The organism is Fervidobacterium changbaicum, assembly GCF_004117075.1.
GTDB classification, from domain to species: domain Bacteria; phylum Thermotogota; class Thermotogae; order Thermotogales; family Fervidobacteriaceae; genus Fervidobacterium; species Fervidobacterium islandicum.
Map to the genome: position 1 here is coordinate 745661 of NZ_CP026721.1, position 24848 is coordinate 770508.

Below are 24848 nucleotides of genomic sequence, written 5' to 3' on the forward strand. Positions count from 1 at the left end.
ACACATAACCCCCGAGACGTTCAACATCTCGGGGGAGTCATTTACAACCAGAAGGCTCTTGAGTTATATCTTTAAATACATTTTGTAATCCGCATCGGGGAATATATCATCAACGTACTCGAGCCTCTGTAACTCCCCGATATCTATATTACCACTTTTTAGCATATCGTACAAGTTTAAGAATCGTTTAATATGCGTTTTGGTTCTGTTAACTGCGTATTCCACACTTGTTCCGGTTGTCATTATAAATGCCCAGTCACTTGATTGGGCAAGCAACAACTCCCTTACCATCTGGTTCAAAACGCGAATTTTCAACGGATCTGTTTCATTTGCATGCTCTTTTGCTGCTTCTGTCATTCTTTCTACCATCTCGTGAAGGTGCGGATAAATCCAATCGTTTGTTCCATTCAACCACACTTCATTGTAACCATTGGCTCCCCAACTCGAAGCAGCCGGGGTAAGTATCTGCACCTTTTCAACCCAATCTACAACATCGCAAGCCCTTGTTACTCTAAGTTTTTGACTCTTAGCTGCTTCCCTCATGAAGTACTCTAAGAAGAACGGACCTTCAAACCACCAATGCCCAAATAGTTCAGCATCAAACGGGGCCACAATGATGGGTTCAAGACCTTCGAATAGGTTGAGCAAATAATCCACCTGGGCTTCTTTTTTCTTCAAAAAGTCTTTCGCATGTTCGTATGCTGTTGCTTTAGCTTCATCGATATCGTAATAGTCTTTCTTATCCAAAGGAGTATCCTTAGAAGTTATCTTGTGGTATTTGATACCGGTATTCATTCTGACGCCACTTGGATCGATATATGGTCTTATGTACTCGTACTCTCTATCAAAACCAATGTCCCTATAGAATTCCCTGTATCTTGAATCGCCCGGATATCCAATCTGCGCACTCCACACTTGCTCGGAACTTTCTGGATCCCTTGCGAATGCAAACACGTTATTCGGTGTAATAATCGGCCTATAGACTCCATACCTCGGTCTTTCATCAGCGTACCAAAAAGCATGAGAATCAACAAAGAAATATTCGATACCGTATTCCGCTAAGTACCTGTCAAGACCCGGGAAGTAAGCACACTCTGCCAACCATATACCACGCGGTTTAACACCTATGTGTCTCTCGTATGTTTTGACAGCCTGTTCTAACTGCGCACGAATCGCCTGCGGGTATTGCTCCATAAATGGCAAATAACCGTGCGTTGCATTACAGGTGATTATGTCTAAATAACCCCTTGCCATGTATTCTTTGAAGCCATTAAGAATGTTCTTCTTATATTGTTCCTTGAATATGTAAAGTGTGTCTTCAAACAGTTGTAGATAATATTGTGCCATTTTATGTTTCTTCGGATGTTCGTTCGTAGTTCTTGTTACTTCTTTTCGTGAAAGTTCTATCAATTTTTCCAAATGTCTTTCATACTTATTCTGTAGATCTGGATTTGCAAGCATTTCCATCAACGGCGGAGTTATTGACATCGTGAGTTTTACAGGTACTTTGTCTTGCTCCAAGTTTTTGAACATCCTTAAGAGTGGAATGTATGTTTCGGTGATGGCTTCAAACAGCCAGTGCTCTTCCAAGAAAAACGGATACTCTGGATGGTGTACGTATGGTAGATGGGCATGTAGCACGAACATCATTTGTCCACGTGGCATATTTACATCCCCTTCCCACTAAGTCGTATAACGCTGATGCTTCCGGCACTCGAAATCCGAAAAAGATGCTCCAGACCTTGGATAGAGCCCCCGATTCTTTCAACAATAGGTGTTAGCATACCTTCAGATGGCATCACTATCCTTCTTCTCTTCCTAAGGTCTAGCCACCTTTCTCTTGTCGATTGACTTGGCGAGTTCACAGGAACCCTACACAGATTCGATCTGAGCAGATGTTTGTAATTACCATTTGAATCGTAGTACCCAAGTTCAGCTAAATAGTGTGCTCCGGGCATTGGAACATTCATGTAATAATTTTTCAAGGAAGAAACATCTATGTTTACCTCGAATGTTCTGTGCGCATTTGTCCCATCAAATTCTATGAATGTAACATCGTAAACTCTCAACACTACTTTTCTCACTTCGTGTGACCTAAGGAATTCTCTATTAGCGGGACTGAGGTCCCAGTAAACGTGAATCCAGAACGGATTAACTGGCATTGCAACAAGTTTGTCCTTGTTATAATTTTCAGGAATGCTGATATCTTCTCGAACTGGCTGGGAAGTCAACGAAGGCTGACCCGATGAGGACGTAGAAGAGGAAGGTCTTGATTGACTTGGTTCTTCTGGTTGCACCGTTTTAACTCTCTCGACATACCTTTCAATCAGTTTTCGCACATCGTTCTTTGTCATCTGCTTTTTAACTGCCAAACCGAGTTCTTTTGCCTTCGCTTTCAGTTCTTGGATCGTACGCTCCTGACTTAACCATTCTTCCAAGTGCTTTACTATGTTTATCATAGGTTCACCCCCCAGGCTGTGGTGGATGCTGTTAACTAAAAGTATTGAAAATTTCCAAAAACCGTATTATCTTCTTATTAGTGGAACACCCCCCACCATCAATTCTCACAAAAAGGAGGTACTCCACTATGCAAAATTCTGTAGTCTCTTGCCCCAAATGCGGCTCTACCAACATCTACAAAAACGGTCATGATAAGTACGGTAACCAACAATACTTTTGCAAAGACTGTAAGCGCACTTTCAGACTTGTTCATTCAAAAAAACACAAGCTCTTCTCTTTCCCTTATCCTAAATGCCCTGTCTGTGGAAAAACTATGCAAATCCACAAAATCAAAAAAGCCTTCGTTAAGTTCCGTTGCCGTTCTTGCCATACCAGAGACGAAATCCCAACTAACTTACCTCAATTTGTCCCTCTTCCTTTCGACTCTTTCAAGTTCTTCCGTTTCCCTATCTTTATTGTCCTTAAAGCCTTCGTCCTTTATTTCAAAGCTGTGTCCTTGCGTTCCATCAGAGACTCACTTAATATCAAAGTCTCTCATGTCGCTATCTACAAGTGGATCCTTAAGTTGTCTTGTTTCTTTTCCATCCTCGTTCCTGTAGATGCTTTCAAAGTCCATGGTGATGAAACTGTCGTTTTGTTTAAATCCAAAAAGTACTACGTTTGGTTCTTAGTTGAGCACGATTCGAATCTTATTGTTGCTTGGCATGTATCCAAATATCGCGATATGGGTCAAGTGAAGATATTGTTAGAGAAGTTCTTTGGTAACAACGAAAGAACAATCGAACTAATTACAGATGGACTTGGTGCATATGGTGCAGTGAAGATACTATACAAGAATATCAATCATATTGTTGTGAGACTTGGGCAAAACAATCAATGTGAATCGAAGTTTTCGTTATTCCAAGACTTTGTACGAGCCAAGCGTGGATTTAAGAATATTGACAATCTTCCAATGTACGTAAACAGTTTTTGTGTAGTGAGAAATCTCTTGAAACTGAATGGCAATGATATTGCGCGTGTTATGAGTGTTCTATTGTCTTCCATCACTACAAGTTAACAGCATCCTGTGGTGTGGTTTTGCTTTTCACGTAGAATGTTACTACAAGTGAGCAGAGTTGTAAAACGTTGTAATGAATCAAAATGTACATATATTTTTCTATAAATCGATACAGTTACAAATATATAATTATAATTATAAGATTACAACTAACGAACACAGTTTAAAAATATGTTTCCACTTCTAAAGTTGACTATTTATCAATAAAAAAAGAGCCCGAATGAGGGCCCTTTTAAAAAACCGAGTGAAAAAATTTATTTAAGATTGTTTGAACCAGGGGCATCAACTATTCCAGTATTCTTCTTAGAAATTCCCTTGTTCGTTGCTTTTTCGGATTTTTCAAAATCTCATCAGGAGGACCTTCCTCCTCGACAACACCTTCTGAAATAAAGATAATGCGGTCGGCGACGTCCCTTGCAAATCCCATCTCATGCGTAACAACAAGCATGGTCATCCCACTGCGAGCAAGATTTTTCATAACGTCTAGAACCTCACCTACAAGCTCAGGGTCGAGTGCAGATGTAGGTTCGTCAAAGAGCATAATTTCGGGATCCATCATCAGAGCTCTCGCAATTGCAACTCTTTGCTTTTGACCACCTGAAAGTTGTTCCGGGTAAGCCTCTATTTTATCAAGGAGTCCTACTCTACTTAACAGTACCTTTGCTTTCTTTACTGCTTCATCTCTCGGCATATTCTTAACCTTAGTTGGTGCAAGGATGAGGTTATCGAGCACATTCATGTGCGGAAACAAGTTGAACTGTTGAAAAACCATACCTATCCTTGCTCTGAGCTGATTTACATCGTATTCATTAATATCTACACCGTCCAAGTATATTTGTCCGCCCTGATATTCTTCAAGTTTATTTATACACCTCAAAAGGGTGCTTTTCCCTCCGCCACTAGGTCCGATGATTACGATAGTTTCACCCTTCTTGACTTGAAGATTAATACCTCTCAGAACTTCCAGCTTTCCAAAACGTTTTACCAAATTCTCTATTTTAATAATGATTTTTTCCGAATTCTCGTTGAACTGGTTCACTCCACTCTCCACGGTGTTAAAAACACTCATGCTGTAGCCATCCTCCTTTCAATGTACCTGACAATACGAGAAATAACAAATGTCATTATGAAGTATATAAAAGCTATCCCGAAGTAAATGGAGAACGTTTGAAATGTTCGAGATATTATGAACTGTCCGCTTCTCATTAACTCCGAAACACCTATAACGGACGCTAAAGAGCTATCTTTTGTGAGGGTTATAAATTCATTGCCAAGTGCCGGTAAGATGTTTCTAAAAGCCTGTGGAAGTATGATATATCTCATCGCCTGCCAGTGAGTCAAACCAAGCGATCGTGCAGCTTCGTACTGACCACGTGGGATTGATTGAATTCCGGCGCGAACTATCTCCGCAATATATGCACCACTGTTCAAACCAAGCGCTGTAATCGCTGCAGGGTATGGAGCAAGCTGAATACCAAGTTGCGGTAAACCAAAGTAGATGATAGAAATCTGAACTAAGAGTGGTGTACCCCGAAGGAACTCCACGTATGCAGTACAAGGATAGTTTATTAGTTTGACCTTCGATAGTCTGCCCATACCGATGAACGTCCCGAGTATTAAACCAATTCCAACGGAAAAAGCAGTGAGCTTAAGAGTTTCCCATGCACCAACCAAAAGGAACGGAAAACTTCTCAGTAGTTCAACCAACGCTTCCACAACCTTCCCTCCCGCAAAAAACCTAAAATCACATCCAAAAACCTATACTATAATCAAGAAAACAAAGAAGCCCCCTTTATGCTTCGCACATAAAGGGGGCCTTCAGTACTTATTCAAACCATTTTTGAAGTAATTTGTTGTATGTTCCGCTGGATTTCAGAATATCGAGTGTCTGGTTTACAAAATTAAGCAACTCTTTGTTTCCCTTTCTGACAGCAATTCCGTACGTCTCACCAGTGTCAATCACAGAGCTTATTACGAACTTTGGAAACTTCTTTACATATGCCTTTGCCGGAGCTTCATCGAGCACAACCGCATCAACGCGTGCATTTTGCAATTCTAAGAAGGCATCGGTGAATTTCTGGAATCTCACTACTTGTATGCCATTGATCTCGCTAACAACGAGGTCTCCAGTTGTTCCTAATTGGACAGCTACTTTCTTTCCGACAAGTTCCTCTAGTTTCTTTGGCTCGAATTTTCCGTCTTTCCTCACTACAATAGCCTGGTTCGCTTCGAAATATGGTTTCGAAAAATCAACGACTTTTGCCCTTTCTTCAGTGATAGTCATACCTGCAATAGCCAAATCGATCTTACCCTGCAAAAGGGCTGGTATCAGACTATCAAATGGTAGACTTACGATTTCAAGCTTTACTCCGAGCCTTTTTGCAAGTTCGTTAGCAATGTCGATATCAAACCCAACAATTTGGTTTTTCTCGTCAACGAATTCGAATGGTGGGAATGTTGGCTCAGTACCTACGATCAATTTTCCTCTTTTCTTAATCTCCGTTAGACTCTGAGCAAAGCTCAGGGAAATCGAAAGTACTAAAATACTGACAAGCAAAAGCCCAAGAACTTTTTTCATGATCCATCCCTCCCCTAGAATAAGAGTATTGACAAAAAAACGAAAACATTTACCAACCGTATTAGCCTCGTTTTAGTTGCAAGGATGCAAAAACGTCTAATAAGACTATAACGTTTTGATGGTTACTAATATTGGTAACTTCCCCTACATCTGTGCCGAAACTATCCAGCTAAATTCCCCGCTTTGGAGATTGTATTTCCCAAGTGTATTGAAGAAATTGGTTGCAAACCCCAATCCAACAACCCAGTCGCAACTGTACGGCTGCCCGACGTATATGTAGAATAATTGCACCGGCAGTGCCAACTCCCATGTGTAATTAAACTCCCCGTTAACTACCTCTTTAATATTAGGGACAGTAAACCTAAACAAGAAATATCCGAGACTGTTGTCCTCTATTCTGAAGTTTGCGCTTGCATCTAAAAGGTCTACTTGGTCGTTGATTATAAGCTTGCCTGATTGGTCTTTTGTTAAAATTTTGGCATTCGTGTAAGAAATTTCCACTCTCGACCACGAAGGAAAGAGGAAAGAAGTTTTCTTGTAGCTTGCGATTCCAGCAGATACTACAGGTATTTCGTAAGCATCAAGTTGTGTTATTTGTTCTAAACTTGGGACATTGGAGCTAAACGCAAAGAAAAGGCCTCCAAAAGAAATCCCCGCGCCCAAGTAAATAGGACGGCCAAGTGTAAATTCTGTAAAACCTTTTGTAGAACCGATAGTTCCTACGGAGAGATTAAGGCCGAAGAGCTCCAGATGTGCCTCAATACCTATTCCGTATGTGTTTTCCAAAGCTTCAGGAACCAATGCTAATCTTATTAAATAAGGCTGAGCAACAACACTCGATGGTTTTGCAACATGTAATATGCCTTCAGAGCTTGATCCCTGAGCATAGAGAAAAACAGACGTAATACACAAAAACGCTATCACAAATTTCCTCATGTTTCTCGCCTCCATTTAAGAGTCTTTCTCACGGTTGACCTTTTCTATCAGGCTTAGGTCTCCGAATTCGGAAAAAAGTGTATCTATTGTTTTTAGTAACCCTAATCTGTTAAGCCTTATATCCTCTTGTTCCACCATTACGAATACTTTGTCAAAGAATTTATCTATAAACGGTCTAAGTTCTGTTATCTTCGCCAATGCATCCTTATAATTAAGGTGCTTGATGTTATCAAGTACGACCGGTTTTACTTCGATGTACTTTTCGAAAAGTTCCCTTTCTTCCTCTTGAACGAATTTTGCAGAATCAAAATATGTAGAATCATGTTTCTTGCTTATGTTATGAACCCTTTCAAAACCAACCAACAGGTGTTCAAATTCTTCGGTTCCGACTAATTCCATGATCGCCTGCGCTGATAAAATTCCTCTCAGTGGTCTGTTCCAAAGTTCTCTAACTGCACGAGCTATATCGTATCTCAAACGTGAGTTGTAAAGCTCAAACCTGTTTTCAAAGAATTCATAAAGTCCTTGTGGTATCTCCCTGTTTAGTTCCTCACACGCTGCAGCTATGACTGGTTTCAGGTCTAAGTCCCAAGAGAACTTTTCAATAATCGCATAGATATCATCAACCTTGCTTCTTAATCCGTATGGGTCCTTTGAACCACTTGGAATGTTCCCAATAACAAAATTTCCAACAATTGTATCAATCCTATCAGCAATACCTACAACCGCACCCTCGATTGTTCCTGGATCGCTTGAACAGTGTTCTTCTATACCCCAGGCAACGTCTTTTGGTTCTCCATCTTTAAGTGCGTAGATCCTGCCCATAATACCTTGCAGTTCTGGGAATTCGTAAACAACGTGCGAACCAATATCAGCCTTGCTAAGTTTCGCTGTCCTTAATATTGTATCACTTCTCTTGTGCAAACTCAAAATGTCAATTATCACCTTGGCTATCTTCTCTATCCGCAATACCTTGTCATATAACGTCCCAAGCTCTTTCTGAAAGACCATCTCTTTAAGTTTCTCGTTGAAACTTTCAAGCGGAACCTTTACATCTTTTTCGTAATAGTACCTGGCATCTTCTAACCGCGCGTTGATGACCCTTTCATAGCCTTTCCTTGCATTACCCTTCACATCTTCTGGCATATCGATGAAAGCCAAGAATAAATTTGTCATTTTTCCGTGCTTTTTAACCGTGAAAGACCTTTGATGATGTTTTATAGTTGTCCTAATCAATTCTTCAGGAAGCTCTAAATACTTTTCCAAGAACTCACCTTGTATCATCTTTGGATATTCCGTCAGTATTGCCACTTCTTCTATCAGAGACCTATCCTTGTCGATTTCATATCCTTGTTTTTCAAATTCTTCGAGCTGTTTTACGATGAATTCCCTTCTTTCTTCTATGTATGGGATAACGTAGTACTTTGTTAGCTTTTCGACGTAATCTTCGTAAGATCCAACCTCGAAGTATTCATCCACAACAAAGCGGTGACCAACTGTTTTGTTAGATGCTTTCAAACCAAAAATCTCCATGTCGACAACATTCGCATTGTATATAGCCAAGACGTGGTGCGGAATTCTTACGAATTCGTATTTCCCGTCTCCCCACTTCATCGGTTTCCTAAACCTCATACCTTGAATTATCTGTGGTACAATCCTTTTTAGAACATCCTCAGTCTTCGCACCCTTTTGTACTTTGGTGATATATACATAGTTCTCTATAATTTTGACATCGTCAAGTGTTGATTCGTTCGATTTCAAAAACCCAAGCAGCGCCTTCGTAGGCTGACCATCTTTGTCGTACGCTACATTTACAGCTGGACCTTTTTTCTCAACAACCTTGTCTGGCGTAGATTCAGAAAGTCCGCCCAAGACAAATCCAAACCTTCTTGGAGCCACGAAAATTTTAAACGTTTCAAATTTAACCCCTTCATTATTTAGCACCTCAGGTATTTTTTCGGAAAGTTGCTGAATTATGCCCGGAACTTCCGTAGTTGGAAGTTCTTCAACTCCTAATTCAAAGAGGAATTCACTCATTTTTACCACCCTCCGCTTCGATGAATAACTTTGCACACTGGCTTGCCATAGACCTTATATCTCGTATAAACGTCTGCCTTTGGGCAACGCTTATCGCATTTCTTGCATCGAGCAAGTTGAACGTATGCGAACATTTCAGCAGCTGCTCGTAAGCTGGGAAGATCAAACCTTTTTCTATCAAACGGTCAAATTCTTTCCGGTATATGTCGTAAAGAGTAAAAAGCGCATCCGTGTTTGCTTCCTCGAAGTTGTAGATAGAAAATTGCCTCTCGTTTTCTTTAAAAAGTTCACCGTATCTGACATCCTTGTTCCACATGACGTCGTAAACGTTATCAACGCCCTGCAGGTACATGGCTATCCTCTCAATTCCGTACGTAATTTCCAGAGGGATCTCGGGCAGTGAGATCCCACCTACTTGTTGGAAGTACGTGAACTGCGTAATCTCCATTCCATCGAGCCATACTTCCCAACCAATGCCCCACGCTCCGAGTGTTGGGGATTCCCAGTTGTCTTCCACAAAGCGTATATCGTGCTCTCTTGGATCTATTCCAAGTGCTGTCAGAGACTCCAAATAAAGTTCTTGAGACCTTTCTGGATGTGGTTTCAAAATCACCTGATATTGATAGAATCTCTGCATTCTATTTGGATTCTCACCGTACCTTCCATCGGTGGGTCTTCTGCTCGGTTGAACAAATGCAACATTCCACGGTCTTTTTCTCAAAACCCCGAAGAACGTTGAGGTGTGGAACGTTCCTGCACCCATTTCCATATCGTAAGGTTGTTCAATAAAACAACCTTGGCTTGCCCAGAATTCATCAAGCGTCTTTATCACGTCCTGTAAGTACACTTTGAGTTCCTCCCTTCAAGTTTATAAATTCTCCAACCATTATATTTAAAAAATCCTTTCAATTACATACGCCCACAACGGAAGTGTTATCAGGGAAAATAACGTTGTAATTGCAACTGTCATTCCTGCTTTGGAAACGAGCTCCTTTTTGAAAGCTCCTATCACAACAACGCTATTGACCCCTATCGGCATTGCACATTCTAAAAGAAAAACTTTTGCTTCCAGTGGTTCAAAAAGAAGCGCTATCGGTAGTAAGACCAGCGGAACTAACAACAGTCTTTCCAAGACAATAAAAACATAATCCTTGATTGTCGAAGTTTCAAAATTAATCCTGGAGATACCCAACCCAACTTGTAAGAGCAAAAATGGAATTGCCATTTCCCTAAGCCAGTTGAAAGCTGTAAGCACACCAACCGGTAGTTGCTTGTACGAAATTCCAGCCATCCCTAGTCCCCAACCTAAAATGATAGCGTAAAGAAACGGCAGTTTCAGAACATTTTTCAACTCAAACTTCCCTCTAATTAATGCCGGTAAGAATGTGCTACCAAAAAATACGTTTATGAAAGAGTAAACCACGCCCAGCGCAAGGGCTTCTTCTCCCCAAAGTGCAAGTAATACGGGATAGCCAAGATAACCTGAATTAACATACACATTTCCCGTAAAGAAGATTTCCCTTTCTTCTCTGTGTAATATCGAAAGCAGGAACGATAAAATAAACATCACAGAAAAGCCAAGCCCGTAACGTAGGAGCACACCCGTTGTGGGGATGTAATCGTTCATGAAAGCAAAGGTCACAACTGGTGCCATCAACCAAGTAGCGATTTTATTAAATAAAGTTATATCGTCTTTGAACAACTTTCCGTACATGTAACCAACGAACATCATTATAAAAGAAGGCACTACAGCATTGAACGCTTGCCTTATCAATTCTATTTCCCTCACTTTTTTGAAATTCAGAAAGACTTGCTGAGCAACACTCCTATATTAACCGAAAAGAACGGTATATTGTTGCCGTGTTGCGGTCTCAAAAGTGGCTTTTTTACGTTATCAGAATCGATTTCAACAAGAGTTGAAGCATTCCAAATAAAACCTGCACTTAAAGAAGCGAATAATTTAACTCCATCTGAAATAACAGGAGAATAAGAAATCTCGCCAACAGCACGATATTCTCTTACTGGATCGTCAAGAAGATGTGTTCCGGGTATGTACGTTGTTCTGTCATTCCACGCATTAACAGGTGACCTCTCACCAAGGACAACAAATTCAAAACTCGTGTTCAAATCAGGAATATCAGAAGGTACGTAGCTGAACATAAACGCGATGTTATTCTCTCCGTATTTATATCCTGCGTACACGAATTCAAGTGGTAAAATCATGCTGGTGTTGTAAACAAAATCCGTATAGTACGTGTACCCGTAAAACCTCTGATTGCCAGACTCTGCCGATGGCTGGAACGTATACTTCGTGGCTCCTGCATGATAAAAACCGAATGTTCCGATACTCGTTTTCTGAACAAGCCCCAGCGACCAAGCGATCTTATCAGGATTTTGGTAACTTTCCGGATGAAGAAATCTGTTCATATTTATGTCATCTACAAGGATCTGTGCGTAGTAATAATTCTTTCCATCATCGTAATCAAAGAAAAATCCGCTTATGTAATTCGTCTCCCCCAGACCCTCAGGATAAGGCCTTCCCGCATCGTTTACGTATTGGATGAAAAACGAAGGAAGAGGATTAGCAAAATATTCAAAACTAAAATTCTGACCAGCGTATACGCTTACATCCTGATAACCAAAGCGTAGATTACCAAGTCTCAAAGCGTACACCTTATAATTCGCACTTCTTAACTTTTCTCTTGTGTCCAAGCCAGCTTCTGAACGATTACATAATTCTATCCATCTGGTCACGTAAAAGAACTTTCCGTCGTCGTAAGTGAAATCCAAAACATTCCTTGGGATAGGTACGGAAGATATAAAGAGCGAATATGGACTATCCACTACATCTTGCAAGTGTGTTTTACCAACAGAGATGGAAAGTGAATTATTTTTGAAGGTTATAGAGCCTTCTTTGAAATTAAAATAGTACCCTGCATAGTAACTCTCTGAAAATGGATCGTTGTACACACCATCGTTTCTTGCCGACATGATGGCTTTGAATTGGAAAGCTTCTGAGGAGTGATTTATTCCGATATCGAAGTTAAAAAATCCCGCAGGAGTATTTAGCCGCTCAAGGTTATAAATCGTGAAGATGCTCTCCCCGATGTTGTAGCTTGCTGTAAGTGAAAATTCCACAGCAAACCCTGTTAATACTAGCCAAGGTTGTAAAAGCAAGAAAAATAGAAGAAGTGCTCTTTTTATGCTTCTGATTCTGGATTCTTCCATATGGTCTTGCCCCCGTGTGTGATTAACTTTACTTCCGATGGTATCGAAATGCCTTGGTTGATAACTTCTATTATCAAATCAACCGGAAGCGAGGTTTCAAACCAGACCTCTTCTATCTTGATCTCCTCCCAGCCTCTATCAGCAAACCTCTGTATAACCTTTTCAACTGCCTTCCTGTATTTCTCAAAATCCATTTCGTACTTTCCCATAACCCCACCTCCAATGTACTTCTTGCACACAATTTTACCATGTGGAAGTCACTCTGCAAACTTTCCTGATTCGAGATTTCAAAAACTTACCGTAATCTTCCTCATCCAGATCCGTCACAGCCACACACATATCGTGCCCATTCGCATGTATAACCTTCCTGTCACCGATATACATCACAACGTGACCCTCCATGTACATCAAATCTCCTGGTAGTAGCTTTTCTCTTTCCTCGACTGTGGCAACTGATGGGAGTTTATCTTCTTGATCACCCGCATCCCTTGGAAGGTCTATATTAAATGCTACATCGTACAGGCGATTCACAAAACCAGAACAGTCAAACCCATACGAAGACGTTCCACCCCAAACATACGGAACTCCAAGCAATTCAAATGCGAGTTCAACCACGGATCGAAAATTAATAACTGGTTCATCAACTAAAGTATAGGTCTTCCCATTAGGTAACAGAAAATCCCTGTAATTTTCGGTATATAACCTACTTCCAAAAGGCAGTATGAAATTTACAAAGCCTTGAACTTTGCAAAAAGGAGCTGAAACTTTGAGAACTTCGAGGTTTACAAACTTCTTTTCCTCCTCATCACTTAGGAAATACAACGTATTCCGATTTACGTATCCTTTGTAATCCAGCCTCGCATCCCGAACCAGAATATAATCGGAATCTTTTGGACTGTTTATGTCTTCCAAGACTTCCACGATCTCTCCAAAAACAAGCTGGTGTACTCTTTCACTTCTGAACTTCCTTTCAGCCCGAACATCTGTTACTGGTATCACAACAAGAGCGTTCAAATTCTCATCTCCCCGTAGTGAAAACTCATAAGTATTATACCATACCCTCATTTTAACTTGTTTTGTGTCCCTATTAACAAGATTTAACGAGAAAATTTAACAGAGAAAAAGGTTTATCTTCTTTCCGAACCACTTTTTGCGAAAAGCGATTGTTTTTGATTGATAACATAACTGCGAATAAAAGGTAGCGTTTTGGTATAATATAAGTGATTTGTTTCGGTAACGTTACCAACACTCTCAACACTCCAGTTGTCTGAAAGGACACAAGCAATGCAGGGAGGTGTGAACTGTACGGAGTGCTTTTATCGAAAGCCGAGTGGTGAAAACCTTATCAGTTTGAAACAAAAAGTCAAAAACTTAGGGAGGTGGCCATATGAAAAGGATGTTTGTTAGGATTTTGGTTGTTCTTTTGATCGGACTGTCCGCTCTGTTGTACGCTGAAAAGGCGAAGATAACCATCTGGGCATGGGATCCAAACTTCAACATTCCGATCATGCAAGAAGCTGCGGCAAGATACAAGAAAATCAATCCAGATGTCGAGTTTGAAATCGTGAACATGGCAAAGGCCGATGTGGAGCAAAAACTCAACACGATACTCGCATCGGGAGTTAAGACAGGTTTGCCAGAAATAGTATTGATTGAAGACTACAACGCACAAAAATACCTACAGTCCTACCCAGGAGCATTTGCTGATTTAACAAAGCACTTCACCTGGTCAGAATTCGCACCATACAAAGTGAAACTTATGACCCTCAACAACAAAGTCTACGGGGTCCCATTTGACTCTGGAGTTGCAGGGTTCTTCTATAGAATAGACTACATCGAACAAGCTGGTTTCAAACCATCTGATCTTGAAAATATTACGTGGGACAGATTCATCGAAATTGGCAAGGTCGTCAAACAGAAGACAGGAAAATTCATGATCGCTGCTGACCCGTACGACGGCGGATTGATGAGAATACTCTTACAATCAGCAGGAACATGGTATTTTGACAAATCTGGTAAACCTTATATTGCAAATAATCCTGTTTTAAAAGAAGCTGTAAGACTGTACAAGGAGATTAAAGATTCTGGCATCGCAAAAGAAGTCTCCGGTTGGAACGAATGGGTCGGCGCATTTAATAGGGGAGAGGTTGCGGCAGTTGTTACCGGAGTATGGATCATAGGTTCCATAAAGGCTGAAAAGAGCCAGTCTGGAAAATGGAGAGTTGCCCCAGTACCAAGGATGAACATAAAAGAATCAGTCAATGCTTCCAACCTTGGTGGTTCAAGCTGGTACGTCTTGCAGAACAGCAAATACAGAGACACTGCTATAGATTTCTTGAAGAAGATATATGCGCGCGATTCCGACTTCTATCAAAAGATATTAATTGAGCGTGGAGCGGTCGGAACTTGGCTACCAGCACAGGGCGGTTCAGCTTACAAAGCAAAAGACCCGTTCTTTGGTAATCAACAGGTTTTCCAACTCTTCTCAGAATGGATGAAGAAGATTCCACCGGTGGACTTTGGTGTTTACACATATGAAGCGGATGCCGCAATAATGAGCGTTATGCCAGACGTTTATAGCGGTAAGCTTTCCATTGATGAAGCGTTGAAGAAAGCAGAACAACAGTTCTTGAACTCAATAAAGTGAACTTTCAAAGATCCGGGAAGGTCTCCGGAGACCTTCCCGGATTTTTAATACCTCTCAGAATTCTAAGGAGGATTGGAAAGATGTCTGAAAAAAAGAAGACGCGTGGATTAGAACACATCTGGAGTAAGTGGGGATGGGTATTTATCAGCCTTATGCTATTAGGTATTATTCTCTTTGTTTTTTATCCTATCGCTTACTCTCTTTACCTCTCAACCTTCTCAACAAGAGGTTTTTTAAAAACTTTTGTGGGTTTTGGTAACTACATAAAGCTTGTCCAGGATACGTACTTTGTGCTTTCGTTGAAAAACATCCTTACAATTCTCGTAATCCAAGTCCCCATCATGCTCTTTCTTGCTTTAATCTTTGCCACTTTGTTGAACGACCCAAAGATAAAATTTAAAGGAATATACCGAACTGCACTCTTTCTTCCGGCGGTTACATCCCTTGTTGCTTATACGGTGATCTTCAGAGTAATGTTCAGTAACGATGGACTTGTTAACCATGTTCTTATGTTTGTTGGAATAATAAAAGAACCTATTAGGTGGCTACTAGATCCTTTCTGGGCAAAAGTAACGCTGATAGTAGCACTGACTTGGAGATGGACTGGTTACAATATGATGTTCTATCTCGCAGGGCTCCAGAACATCCCGATAGAAGTGTACGAAGCTGCTGAAATTGATGGAGCTTCAAAAACTGTGCAGTTTTTCAAAATTACAGTTCCATTGCTGAAGCCCATCATCCTTTTCACGACGATTACCTCCACGATAGGTACCTTGCAACTTTTCGATGAACCGATGAACTTAGCGGCTGGCGTTGTAACAGGGTCAAGTGTAGGACCTGGGAACTCGCTTTTGACTCCTTCTGTGTATATATACAACGTATGTTTCAAGTACTCTCCTAATTTTGGCTACGCTTCGGCTATTTCGTACGTTATAGTTCTGATCGCTGCAGTCCTTGCTTTCATCCAATTCAAAGTGGTAGGTGAAAGAGAATGAGTAGAAAATTAAGGTACACCTTCATATACATATTTCTTACGATCTCGGCATTTATATCCGTATTTCCTTTTTACTGGATGATCGTCGGGAGCACGAACAAATCCGTCGATGTTTTAAAAGGAAAACTCTCCTTCGGTACTGAATTTGTAGAGAACTTCAAGAATCTTTGGGAAAATTACAATCTGGGGAAGGTACTTGTTAATTCAGCTAAGATTTCCATATTTGTTGTTGTATTTTCGATAATTGTTTCATCTATGGCAGGATACGGATTTGAAATATACTCCTCCAAAGTTCGGAACAAGGTTTACAGTGCCATTCTGCTCACAATGATGATCCCTTTTGCTGCACTTATGGTTCCTCTTTTTAGGCTTATGTACTTTTTCAATCTCATAGACTCGCACTGGGGTGTTATATTACCAATGATACCTTCTGTCTTCCTCGTCTTCTTCTTTAGGCAGAATTTCAAACAATATCCGAAGGAAATTATTATGGCAGCCAGAGTTGATGGAGCAAATGAACTAAGAATATTCTTCTCAATAGTCCTTCCATCAATGAAGTCTGCTTATGCTGCGGCGGCAATATATGCGTTCATGACGAGTTGGAATGCGTATCTTTGGCCGCTTGTTATTATTCAAAGTGAACAGAACAAAACCATTGTGCTTATGATCTCAAGTATTGCTTCCGGATACACTCCCGACTTCGGGGTCGTGATGATGGCAGTTGTTATAGCTACTCTGCCTATGCTCGTTGTCTTCTTTGCCTTGCAAAAACATTTCGTCCAAGGCGTCCTTGGTTCCGTAAAACAATAAAGAGCAAGACAGAAATATTAAAAGGTTGAAAAAGTGGGCTCGGCCCACTTTTTTTGTTCCCACCGTGGTATAATTTTTACGAAAGACCGTTGAACAAGGATTGTGGAATATATGGATGAAAAGCCCGCTGGTAGTTTCTTTAGAAAAATGGAAAGAGTAGCGAGAATTACAAGACTAATATTGTTACTAAAGGGAATTTTGATACTCTTTTCCCTATTTCTTGCTTTTTCCAATTTCTTGTTATTTTTTATAGTAACTCTGATTCTGAACATTCCACTTATTAGAAAATCTATTCTCGGAAGACTCCCTACCGATACCAAAGAATTAAGAAAATCAAACATTTTAAATTGCAACGAAACCTTTGAGTATGCACCTAATTTATATCTTGATGTCTTCTACCCACCACCTCTCAAATCGATGAAGAAAACCGAAAATATAAAGGGAATTGTACTCTTCGCACACGGTGGGGGATGGATAAGCGGGTACAGAAGACAACCAAACAATATCTCCTGGTACAGGTACCTTGTAAGCAAAGGATTTGTGGTAGCAACTATAGATTATGAAAGAGGATACAAAGCCGGTATAGAAAAATTAATCGAAGAACTTCTCGAGGCTATAGATTTTTTGGAAAGCTACACGACAAAAAGGTTCGGACTTAACCAAAAAGTGTCACTGATGGGACTCTCGGCGGGCGGACATCTTGCTTTGTTAGCTGCAAGTCGCGTGCCTGAGAAGATAAAGAATGTCGTTGCTTACTACTCACCTTGCGACCTACTTGACATCTGGAGCTCAGCTTCTATTTTTGCAAGATTCGCAGCTGCAACAACGCTTAAGAGATTACCAAACAGAGCAAAAGATGTTTACGAACGATATTCACCTATCAACAATATCACCGAGAATTATCCACCAACTCTTCTTGTGCACGGTTTGAAAGATTCTGTCGTGCCATATATCTCTTCTGTAAAGATGTTCAAAAGGCTCAGAGAAAAGGGGCTGGTGGCGAAGCTCTTGATTCATTCGAAAGGTGACCACGGTTTTGAATTCGTATTGAGAGATCAAAAGACAATTGATATAATTCAGAAAACAGCATCGTTTTTGGAGGGAAAATTATGGTGAGCTTTGATTATAGAGGCAAAATAACTGACTTTACACAAGGATACATTATGAAATCAAAAAGATTTCGCGGTATTTACACTCGTTTCCACACATTGTACCCGAACCCAGAAAAGGGGACAGAAATTGTTGAATACTACCTTTTTGATCCAAAAGAGGATCCAGTCGGAATACTATTCATTTTACACGGTCTTGGCACTTCAAACATACCATTTTTACTCTGGATGGCAACACACCTTGCGAATGCTAATGTTAGGGTCGTTCTCCCAATCCTCCCGGGAAATTTCACAAGAGTAGCCCACGGTTCTGTGAGTGGAAAGGATTTCTTCGATGCAGACGTGGATAGAGCAACAAGGTTTTGGGAGCAATCGGTCGTTGATGTTTTGTCAGTCGTTGATCATTTAAAGTCTCAGAACCTTTGGGTTGAGAATTCTCACCTTTTTGGCTTCTGTCTTGGTGGCATGGTTTCAGTCATGATAAATGCTATCCGAGATGACTTCAAAAAGACAATTCTCATGACCGTAGGTGGAGAAATGGCAACCCTTATGTGGCATTCTCCAACACTTGCGTACTTTCGAAGGAGCATCGAGAAACTTAAGTCAAGCGAAAAAACGAAAGGAAAGATAAAACACTTTATCGATGACCAAAAGAAGATAAAAGAGATTTTCGAAGAACAACTTAAGACCTTAAAACAATTCAAATATGTGGAAGAAATGCAAGCAAGTGATATACATCCTTACTTAAAATTAGACCCCATCGCATATGCCCAGTTCGTTAACAGAGAAAAAATCATCTTTGTGGAAGCGTTATTTGACAAAGCGCTTCCACGAAGAAGCAGAAAACTTTTATGGGAAGCACTTGGTAGACCGAAGAGGTACATAATCCCCAGTGGCCACGTCACTTGGCTACCGTTTGGCTTTCTCGTTGGACGTTTCATACTGCAAAATATGGGAATTCGGGAATTTAAGAAACAGATGGAGTTATTGAAGAAAATAGAGCTTGAAGAAAAAAAGTGAACACTATTAAAATCCCGGCCAACCGAAATCGAAAGTTGCGCCAAAAGGTAATTTTTCGCCGTCTTTTTTTAAACCAAATTCCACGGATATGTACTTATCTTCTACGGAGTGCATTACTGTAGTAGACTCAATTATATAATTGATAATTCTTTCCGAACCAGCCAAATTTACCTTCAAATAGTCATCATCTATTATCAAAGCACTCCCTACCTTCGGATTTCCAATCGCATCAACAGGTTGTATGTTATCCCAAAGACCTCCGTTTTCGGTAAGGAATCTCGACCAAATGTTTGCTGCAGACATTATAGCGATACGGCTTTTTTGAGAATCAATAGAAGCTTCTACTCTTTGGCTGATATCTAAGACTTCTTTCATAACCCCTGAAATCATGACCGCTGCAATGGAAGACAGCAAAAGTAAGAGGAGCGCTACCGATATGTTGATGATACCTTCTCTAAAATTTCTGTAATTGAGCATTCTATCACCACCTACTGCCTACTTTGATGCTTGAGGAAAGACTATGAATTTGGTTTTGACTATCTCTCCAGTATTGCCTACCAAAGATCCCCAAGACATTTTCCATTTTATCTTCAGCTCAAGCCCTATGATGTCATCCTTTATTGTTTGGATTGCAGGACTGTTTTTGTAAGTATTCCAATCTGCCATGTTGTCGAATCTTATCCTTCTTTCTTCAATCCCTCCTTCTTCATTTCTGTATCTGTAGACCAGACTAGCTTCGACTTGCTCAACGTTCTCAAGTAGTGTTATCGGAAAATAGTTATTAGTCAAATCCAATGCAGGCATGAATCTTGTCATTGTAAATTTCTTTTCAGTGGAATCGTACTCAATTATGACTTGTCTGAATGAACGCGTAACATAACCGTTGTTAAAGACAGCGTTTTTGAAACGCGCTACAGGGTATACAAACTTATCTTCAGAGAGTAGGTCTAAATCTGTCGATACAGACTGAACAGCAAGATTAATTTCTTTTAAAGTAAACTTATCCGTCGGTTTAACATATCCACCGTTGAAAACCTGACCATTCAAATAATACCTTAGTTTCGCGTACCTAGGCCTGTACTCGGAACTTGAAGGTGACAACGCATTTGTAATTATTGCCCAGTCGGATGGTCCCAAATACCCACTTTGGAGTGGGGAATAAGTGGGAGGATTGTCGTTATTTCTCTTCAGCACAACGGGATAAGTTATCACATACGTTACATATATCCTGAAACCGTCAGCTGTTTTTTCAATATCTATGCTATCGTACAACCATAGATGATCAGTTATCTGTTTATAATTCTCCCCAGGTCGAGTGTAGCTGCTTGCAACTCCCAGTGTAAACTTCGGCTTTTGAAGTTTCTTGTTAGGATCGTCTTTATACCGTTGATTGACAAGCAAAGATGAACCACTACCAGCCCATTTTAGTTCTCCTTCCATGACGTCGAAAAGAAAATTCACATAGGTATTTGCATAAAGTGACTGGAGCGTAGCTTTCGAAACTTTGTACGACCTCAAAGTCATGTCCACTATCAAGGTGAGAATTCCGAAAAATATCGTTATCACAACCAGACTTATCAATACTTCAACAAATGTATAACCCTTTCTTTTCATAGTCACATGTACCTCCGCAAGTAAGAAGCATGATTTTTATTTTTCGGTTATCTTTGGATAAGAATCTTCGATTTTTACAAAAACTGACTTCCCTTGAAGAGAGAATTCAAAGGTACAATTTGAGTACGATACGTCAAAATTAGAGCCTGACAAATGTTTTACAAATATTCCATCTATCGTGTATAAATCTGTAATTCTCGTTACTTCACTTCCGTTGAATTTAAAAATCATTCCTGAGTAATCAGAGTCGCGGAAATCAAATCGTGCGATGTACTCTTCCTTACCATTATTATCCTTCTTATCGGTTTGACCATCAAAATCGTTGTCTATAAACGCAAGAAACTCTCTATCTTCGTACTTGATACACACAATAGAATTACCGTTGAACCCTTCACGTCGTGCATCGGAAAGTAGGAAAAACAATTTTTGGGAAACAGATGTCAGCTTAGCCTCTGCAGGAAGGTTCTTCGCAAGATTATAAACTATCGGGGTTGCTATTCCCAAAATTAAAGCTATGATAAGCATAGCAATTATCATCTCAGTTAAAGTATATCCACTGCGGAAAATGGAACGGCGCGAACATTTAGAAAAAATTACCATTGTTTCGGCACCACCCTTGTCTCAATGTAACGGCCCTTTGAATCTGTCACCCTAACGATTACAACAACAGTGTTAGCTAGGCTGGACATATTCAGAGGAGTTGTATCCGCCGGTTCAGAAGTTTGTATGAACTTGCCACGGTAATTTACTGTTTTTCGCGTAATAGTTACCGTGAACTTTTTACCATGGTATTCGATTTGCTTTGACGAGTCAGAAATCTGTGATTGGTTCTGCGTAATTATCTTCTCACATTCGTTAAGAAGAATATCACCGAGCTCAACAAGAGCCTGGTTCTCGTACGACTTTTGGAGCAAGTTGAACGAACTTACCATAGCTATACCTATGGAGAAAGTTATAATGATCATCGCTACAAGAGCTTCAACAAGCAAAGAACCCTTTCTCAAACTATCACCCCTACAACTCTCAAGTGATCTCAAAACTCACTTTTTAACCATCTGAACCCCTTAATCTCTACTCTTGCCGGTGCAGTCCAAATTCTGTAAGTTATCCTTTTCAAATGGGGAGCAGTGTTCTCATTGGCTGGTTTTAGAACGATTATTATTTGTGGGTCTGGTGATGGAGTCTCGAGAACTGCTCTGGCTTTCACGGTTTGAGCCGAGGTTATCTGAACTGGATCAAGCATTCTTGGAAAATTATTCGGATCGATAAGTTCGGGTCGGTTAATATATGTTTTAGAATACCTCAACTCAACAGTCCCTTGACCATCGTTGGTAAATTCTAGTTCAACTTCCATGGCTTGCACAAAGTGATTTTGTAGCACACTTCTTGGAATACCTTTTACTACTGTCCCATCCTGAAGTTTGTAATCTACAACATTCGTCAGCTTGTCACTAACAAGTATTCCGGGATTGATTTCGTACTTTTTCACAGTCTTGGTTACAATTTTGTAAAAGTTTCCGGAATGGTTCCCATCCGCTGCAACAAAGTCCGGTATCCCATCGTTATCAAGGTCACCTATAGTCCCAGCATCAAAGTCAAATGGAGGTTTGTTTTCACTCGAATAGCTTCCCCTAACAAGTTCAAGACTCACAAAACGCGGTTTTCCAGTTGAATCTCTGTCTTTTCCTCTAAACAAGTATATCGAACCACCGAAATTTGCATTTTGTCGCCAAGCATCCGTTCCAACGAAGATGTCTGGATAACCATCTCTATCCACATCTGTAACTTTAATTATTGTTGGAGCAAAAGATGGAAGGCTTTTTGGATTTTTGGAATTTGGGATTGAACCATCCACCATAGCGGCACTTCCTAAATCTCCGTCGGTTTTCACGATGGCAACTTTTTTTGAAGGATCGTACTTTATCTGATCGTTGACCTTTTCACCATAATATATGAATATACCTCTCTTGTCGGTATTACCTGCTACTATGTCCGGTATCCCATCCCCATTTAAATCCGCAATGTCCAGTACAGCACCTCCGTTAGAAGCAGTTGTACCAATGCCTGGATCAGAAAATAGTAAGAATATTTGTGAGGTGTCGAAAAATCTCTCTTTACCTCTTCTCGGATCGTTTCTCCAAAACCACACTCTTCCACTCATATCAGCGTATATGATATCCTTGAAACCATCCTTATCAAAGTCAAAGCTTGCCATTGCACTAACAGTCCAGTTAGTCAAAAATTTATTATCTTTTGAAATTTGTCTTATAGCTATGTCTCTGTCTTTATCCGCTGTGGTTGGTTTGTTTGTGGTCACATTATTGATAAAAGCCGCTTGATAATGAGCATTGTACAAGAATAAATCAGTTTTGCCATCGTTGTCGAAGTCATCGATAACCATAGTTCCATTGCCCGGAATCCAGCTGTAACTCGAATTTCCAATCACATAAGATACATGGTCAATAAAATCAAGAGTTCCGGTAGAAGACATAGTGTTTCTTTTTACAACAAGCTTTCCACCGTAGGTTACAGCGATTATATCCGAATATCCATCTTTGTTAAAGTCAACTGCATGAGTTTGCGATACATCGGTAAATGGCCCCGCTCCTGGTTCAGCATTTATGGTGTCAATTTTGAATTTATTTACAGCCACCAGTGTATTCTGCACAACTCTTACAGATATTTCTTTAGCAAATACACAACCAAACGCACTCTCTGGCTTTGATTGATCATAATTAGAAATGGGATAGTTCCCAACAAACATCGGTTTGCTCCAGTCAATTCCGTGCAGTTGAACTGAAATAAATATGCACAAGGTCAGAGTTAATGTTGATAAAATTTTCAAATTGATTGAAAAGCTTTTCATGTGCTCACCCCTTTCTTTAAGCAATCCCCCCTTTTAGGGGGAATTGCCTTTCATTCTTTGTTATGTTATCTTATTGATTTATCATTCACTAAGCCAACAGTATATTAACTTTGTGTATATTCGTATGAACTTTTTAAACGATTCCAAAGACCAACATTCGTCTGGTTGATGCATGTGCGTATCTTCCCCCGGGAAGACCGCACCGTAAGCAACACCGTATGGAACGCTCCTTGCGTAAGTTCCTCCACCAATAGAAATTGGCTCGCTCATATCGCCTGTTTCTTCACGGTATATTCTCAGTAAAAGCCTCATGAAATCACTATCTTTTGACACATAGAGCGGTTTGCTATAGCTCATCCTCTCGACTTCAAAACCTTTCATAGCTTCTTTAATCTGCATTGTTATCATATCGACGTTGAAGAATATCGGATGTCTGATGTTTATCACTGCTGTTATAGTGTCATCTTCCAGTTTTAAAATCCCGAGGTTACAGGTCAACTTTTTGCTCACATCGTCCTGACCAGATATGCCAAGACCTATACCGTAGTAATCTTTCCCAAGACGTTCGTACAACACCCTAATTGTCTCATTTTCTGGTCCGAAATCGATCCTTGAAAGTAATTCCAGCATACCAGCTGCCGCGTTGATACCAGCTTCTGGGTGCGCACCGTGGGCAGATTTTCCGAGCGATTTCACAATAATACTATCACCAATAACCTCATATTCATACTTGCAAGAGCTGACATAATTAGAAACAAGGTAGGCTATTTCGTTCACCTTATCTGTCCCAATTACCGCAACGCATTCTTCGGGAACGACGTTAGCGGCTGTTCCTGCCCTTAGCTCAAGTAATTTTGTGGAATAATGTTTTGAAATCTTTCGCCTTATGGAGTAAGTAACAATACCTTTCTCAGCAAAAACTGCTGGAAAGTCACCGTCTGGTGTCACGGCAGCGTCCGGATATGGTTCTTTCGTAAAATAATACTTCAAGCACTGGGATCCGTTTTCTTCATTTGTTCCGAATATAACTCTCACTCTGTTTTTTGGTTTATCGACCAGTTCCGAAGCAATCTTTAATGCAAAAAGTGCTCCGATACTTGGACCTTTGTCATCTGATACGCCTCTCCCGTACATCTTTCCATCACGGATTACAAGCTCAAAAGGATCATTCGTCCATCTTTCTCTGTCTCCTTCAGGAACAACGTCAAGATGCCCAAGAATAGCATAAAGCTTGCCACCTTCACCATATTCAACATGCCCAGCGTAGTTGTCCACGTTTACACCTTTGAAGCCCAGCTCCTCAGCTATTTTTAATGTTTCGTCCAAAGCCTTTGCAGGTCCTTCGCCAAAAGGCATTCCATCCTTCGGCTCACCCATTACGGAGTTAATGGCTATAACCTTCTTGAGAGCTTCCAAGATTTGATCAAAATACTCATCAACCTTTTTGTTGATAATTGTGCTAATGTCAGACATATCCATACCACCCTTTCGC

Annotated in this window: 24 protein-coding genes; 6 read left to right on the top strand and 18 right to left on the bottom strand. The window is 40.3% G+C overall.

The window, feature by feature from the left end; genetic code table 11:
- Positions 1-63: 63 nt before the first annotated feature.
- Together CBS1_RS03465 and CBS1_RS03470 are read right to left on the bottom strand one after the other, a co-directional pair.
- Complete coding sequence (locus CBS1_RS03465; protein ID WP_033191873.1) at positions 64-1665, bottom strand: glycoside hydrolase family 57 protein; 1602 nt, start codon at positions 1663-1665, stop codon at positions 64-66.
- Between the two features lie 2 nt (positions 1666-1667).
- A complete protein-coding gene (locus CBS1_RS03470) occupies positions 1668-2459 on the bottom strand; it encodes a DUF4912 domain-containing protein (protein WP_033191874.1) in 792 nt (263 codons plus the stop codon).
- Between the two features lie 128 nt (positions 2460-2587).
- On the opposite strand from CBS1_RS03470, the gene CBS1_RS10440 reads away from it, so the two are divergent.
- Positions 2588-3517, top strand: a complete 930-nt coding sequence (locus CBS1_RS10440; protein WP_033192800.1) for a DDE-type integrase/transposase/recombinase — start codon at positions 2588-2590, stop codon at positions 3515-3517.
- A 286-nt stretch (positions 3518-3803) separates the two neighbouring features.
- On the opposite strand, the gene CBS1_RS03475 is transcribed toward CBS1_RS10440, so the two are convergent.
- The 10 genes from CBS1_RS03475 to CBS1_RS03520 form a co-directional block, all read right to left on the bottom strand.
- Complete coding sequence (locus tag CBS1_RS03475; RefSeq protein WP_090222706.1) at positions 3804-4586, bottom strand: amino acid ABC transporter ATP-binding protein; 783 nt, start codon at positions 4584-4586, stop codon at positions 3804-3806.
- Positions 4583-5233, bottom strand: a complete 651-nt coding sequence (locus tag CBS1_RS03480) for an amino acid ABC transporter permease (RefSeq protein WP_033191875.1) — start codon at positions 5231-5233, stop codon at positions 4583-4585. The genes CBS1_RS03475 and CBS1_RS03480 overlap by 4 nt, the downstream gene beginning before the upstream one ends.
- A gap of 109 nt (positions 5234-5342) precedes the next feature.
- Entirely contained in the window at positions 5343-6095 is a 753-nt protein-coding gene (locus CBS1_RS03485) for a basic amino acid ABC transporter substrate-binding protein (RefSeq protein WP_033191876.1), read from the bottom strand.
- Positions 6096-6239: 144 nt separating this feature from the next.
- Positions 6240-7031 (bottom strand): hypothetical protein, encoded by a 792-nt coding sequence (locus tag CBS1_RS03490; RefSeq protein ID WP_033191877.1) that lies wholly within the window; start codon positions 7029-7031, stop codon positions 6240-6242.
- A gap of 15 nt (positions 7032-7046) precedes the next feature.
- Entirely contained in the window at positions 7047-9068 is a 2022-nt protein-coding gene (gene glyS / locus CBS1_RS03495; protein WP_090222705.1) for a glycine--tRNA ligase subunit beta, read from the bottom strand.
- The gene (locus tag CBS1_RS03500; RefSeq protein WP_090222704.1) at positions 9061-9915 is read right to left on the bottom strand and encodes a glycine--tRNA ligase subunit alpha; all 855 of its coding nucleotides are present in this window, start codon (positions 9913-9915) and stop codon (positions 9061-9063) included. Before CBS1_RS03500 ends, glyS begins: the two co-directional genes overlap by 8 nt.
- Before the next feature lie 45 nt (positions 9916-9960).
- Positions 9961-10842, bottom strand: a complete 882-nt coding sequence (locus CBS1_RS03505) for an AEC family transporter (protein WP_090222709.1) — start codon at positions 10840-10842, stop codon at positions 9961-9963.
- A 26-nt stretch (positions 10843-10868) separates the two neighbouring features.
- A complete protein-coding gene (locus tag CBS1_RS03510; RefSeq protein ID WP_090222702.1) occupies positions 10869-12296 on the bottom strand; it encodes a hypothetical protein in 1428 nt (475 codons plus the stop codon).
- Positions 12269-12505, bottom strand: coding sequence for a hypothetical protein (locus tag CBS1_RS03515; RefSeq protein WP_052107178.1), 237 nt, complete (start codon positions 12503-12505; stop codon positions 12269-12271). The genes CBS1_RS03510 and CBS1_RS03515 overlap by 28 nt, the downstream gene beginning before the upstream one ends.
- A gap of 34 nt (positions 12506-12539) precedes the next feature.
- The gene (locus tag CBS1_RS03520) at positions 12540-13310 is read right to left on the bottom strand and encodes a C40 family peptidase (RefSeq protein WP_236938330.1); all 771 of its coding nucleotides are present in this window, start codon (positions 13308-13310) and stop codon (positions 12540-12542) included.
- 373 nt (positions 13311-13683) lie between these two features.
- Here CBS1_RS03520 and CBS1_RS03525 point away from each other — a divergent pair, with 373 nt between their 5' ends.
- From CBS1_RS03525 to CBS1_RS03545, 5 genes are all read left to right on the top strand, one after another.
- Positions 13684-14943: an ABC transporter substrate-binding protein gene (locus CBS1_RS03525; protein ID WP_033191882.1), complete on the top strand. Its 1260-nt coding sequence runs from the start codon at positions 13684-13686 to the stop codon at positions 14941-14943.
- Positions 14944-15023: 80 nt separating this feature from the next.
- Positions 15024-15938, top strand: a complete 915-nt coding sequence (locus CBS1_RS03530; RefSeq protein WP_033191883.1) for a carbohydrate ABC transporter permease — start codon at positions 15024-15026, stop codon at positions 15936-15938.
- A complete protein-coding gene (locus tag CBS1_RS03535) occupies positions 15935-16747 on the top strand; it encodes a carbohydrate ABC transporter permease (RefSeq protein WP_033191884.1) in 813 nt (270 codons plus the stop codon). The genes CBS1_RS03530 and CBS1_RS03535 overlap by 4 nt, the downstream gene beginning before the upstream one ends.
- Before the next feature lie 111 nt (positions 16748-16858).
- Positions 16859-17863: an alpha/beta hydrolase family protein gene (locus CBS1_RS03540; protein ID WP_084384060.1), complete on the top strand. Its 1005-nt coding sequence runs from the start codon at positions 16859-16861 to the stop codon at positions 17861-17863.
- Complete coding sequence (locus CBS1_RS03545) at positions 17857-18876, top strand: alpha/beta hydrolase (RefSeq protein WP_033191885.1); 1020 nt, start codon at positions 17857-17859, stop codon at positions 18874-18876. The genes CBS1_RS03540 and CBS1_RS03545 overlap by 7 nt, the downstream gene beginning before the upstream one ends.
- A gap of 6 nt (positions 18877-18882) precedes the next feature.
- Here the strand turns inward: CBS1_RS03545 and CBS1_RS03550 are convergent, their stop codons facing one another.
- The 6 genes from CBS1_RS03550 to pepV form a co-directional block, all read right to left on the bottom strand.
- Positions 18883-19353, bottom strand: a complete 471-nt coding sequence (locus CBS1_RS03550) for a hypothetical protein (RefSeq protein WP_033191886.1) — start codon at positions 19351-19353, stop codon at positions 18883-18885.
- A gap of 18 nt (positions 19354-19371) precedes the next feature.
- Complete coding sequence (locus tag CBS1_RS03555) at positions 19372-20490, bottom strand: prepilin-type N-terminal cleavage/methylation domain-containing protein (RefSeq protein ID WP_090222700.1); 1119 nt, start codon at positions 20488-20490, stop codon at positions 19372-19374.
- 36 nt (positions 20491-20526) lie between these two features.
- Positions 20527-21090 (bottom strand): prepilin-type N-terminal cleavage/methylation domain-containing protein, encoded by a 564-nt coding sequence (locus CBS1_RS03560; RefSeq protein WP_090222699.1) that lies wholly within the window; start codon positions 21088-21090, stop codon positions 20527-20529.
- A complete protein-coding gene (locus CBS1_RS03565) occupies positions 21084-21494 on the bottom strand; it encodes a hypothetical protein (protein WP_033191889.1) in 411 nt (136 codons plus the stop codon). The genes CBS1_RS03560 and CBS1_RS03565 overlap by 7 nt, the downstream gene beginning before the upstream one ends.
- A 29-nt stretch (positions 21495-21523) precedes the next feature.
- Positions 21524-23356 carry an FG-GAP repeat domain-containing protein gene (locus tag CBS1_RS03570; RefSeq protein WP_090222698.1) on the bottom strand — a complete coding sequence of 611 codons (1833 nt, stop codon included), beginning with the start codon at positions 23354-23356 and terminating at the stop codon, positions 21524-21526.
- A gap of 81 nt (positions 23357-23437) precedes the next feature.
- On the bottom strand, positions 23438-24829 hold the full coding sequence (gene pepV / locus CBS1_RS03575) for a dipeptidase PepV (protein ID WP_090222696.1): 1392 nt from the start codon (positions 24827-24829) through the stop codon (positions 23438-23440).
- Between the last annotated feature and the right edge of the window lie 19 nt (positions 24830-24848).

Coding starts and splice junctions, on each gene's coding strand:
- CBS1_RS03570 (WP_090222698.1), bottom strand. CDS start 23,356: ATGAAAAGCTTTTCAATCAATTTGAAAATTTTATCAACATTAACTCTG.
- CBS1_RS03530 (WP_033191883.1), top strand. CDS start 15,024: ATGTCTGAAAAAAAGAAGACGCGTGGATTAGAACACATCTGGAGTAAG.
- CBS1_RS03485 (WP_033191876.1), bottom strand. CDS start 6,095: ATGAAAAAAGTTCTTGGGCTTTTGCTTGTCAGTATTTTAGTACTTTCG.
- CBS1_RS03515 (WP_052107178.1), bottom strand. CDS start 12,505: ATGGGAAAGTACGAAATGGATTTTGAGAAATACAGGAAGGCAGTTGAA.
- CBS1_RS03560 (WP_090222699.1), bottom strand. CDS start 21,090: ATGGTAATTTTTTCTAAATGTTCGCGCCGTTCCATTTTCCGCAGTGGA.
- CBS1_RS03545 (WP_033191885.1), top strand. CDS start 17,857: ATGGTGAGCTTTGATTATAGAGGCAAAATAACTGACTTTACACAAGGA.
- CBS1_RS03550 (WP_033191886.1), bottom strand. CDS start 19,353: ATGCTCAATTACAGAAATTTTAGAGAAGGTATCATCAACATATCGGTA.
- CBS1_RS03540 (WP_084384060.1), top strand. CDS start 16,859: ATGGATGAAAAGCCCGCTGGTAGTTTCTTTAGAAAAATGGAAAGAGTA.
- CBS1_RS03510 (WP_090222702.1), bottom strand. CDS start 12,296: ATGGAAGAATCCAGAATCAGAAGCATAAAAAGAGCACTTCTTCTATTT.
- CBS1_RS03490 (WP_033191877.1), bottom strand. CDS start 7,031: ATGAGGAAATTTGTGATAGCGTTTTTGTGTATTACGTCTGTTTTTCTC.
- CBS1_RS03525 (WP_033191882.1), top strand. CDS start 13,684: ATGAAAAGGATGTTTGTTAGGATTTTGGTTGTTCTTTTGATCGGACTG.
- glyS (WP_090222705.1), bottom strand. CDS start 9,068: ATGAGTGAATTCCTCTTTGAATTAGGAGTTGAAGAACTTCCAACTACG.
- CBS1_RS03475 (WP_090222706.1), bottom strand. CDS start 4,586: ATGAGTGTTTTTAACACCGTGGAGAGTGGAGTGAACCAGTTCAACGAG.
- CBS1_RS10440 (WP_033192800.1), top strand. CDS start 2,588: ATGCAAAATTCTGTAGTCTCTTGCCCCAAATGCGGCTCTACCAACATC.
- CBS1_RS03555 (WP_090222700.1), bottom strand. CDS start 20,490: ATGAAAAGAAAGGGTTATACATTTGTTGAAGTATTGATAAGTCTGGTT.
- pepV (WP_090222696.1), bottom strand. CDS start 24,829: ATGTCTGACATTAGCACAATTATCAACAAAAAGGTTGATGAGTATTTT.
- CBS1_RS03535 (WP_033191884.1), top strand. CDS start 15,935: ATGAGTAGAAAATTAAGGTACACCTTCATATACATATTTCTTACGATC.
- CBS1_RS03470 (WP_033191874.1), bottom strand. CDS start 2,459: ATGATAAACATAGTAAAGCACTTGGAAGAATGGTTAAGTCAGGAGCGT.
- CBS1_RS03465 (WP_033191873.1), bottom strand. CDS start 1,665: ATGCCACGTGGACAAATGATGTTCGTGCTACATGCCCATCTACCATAC.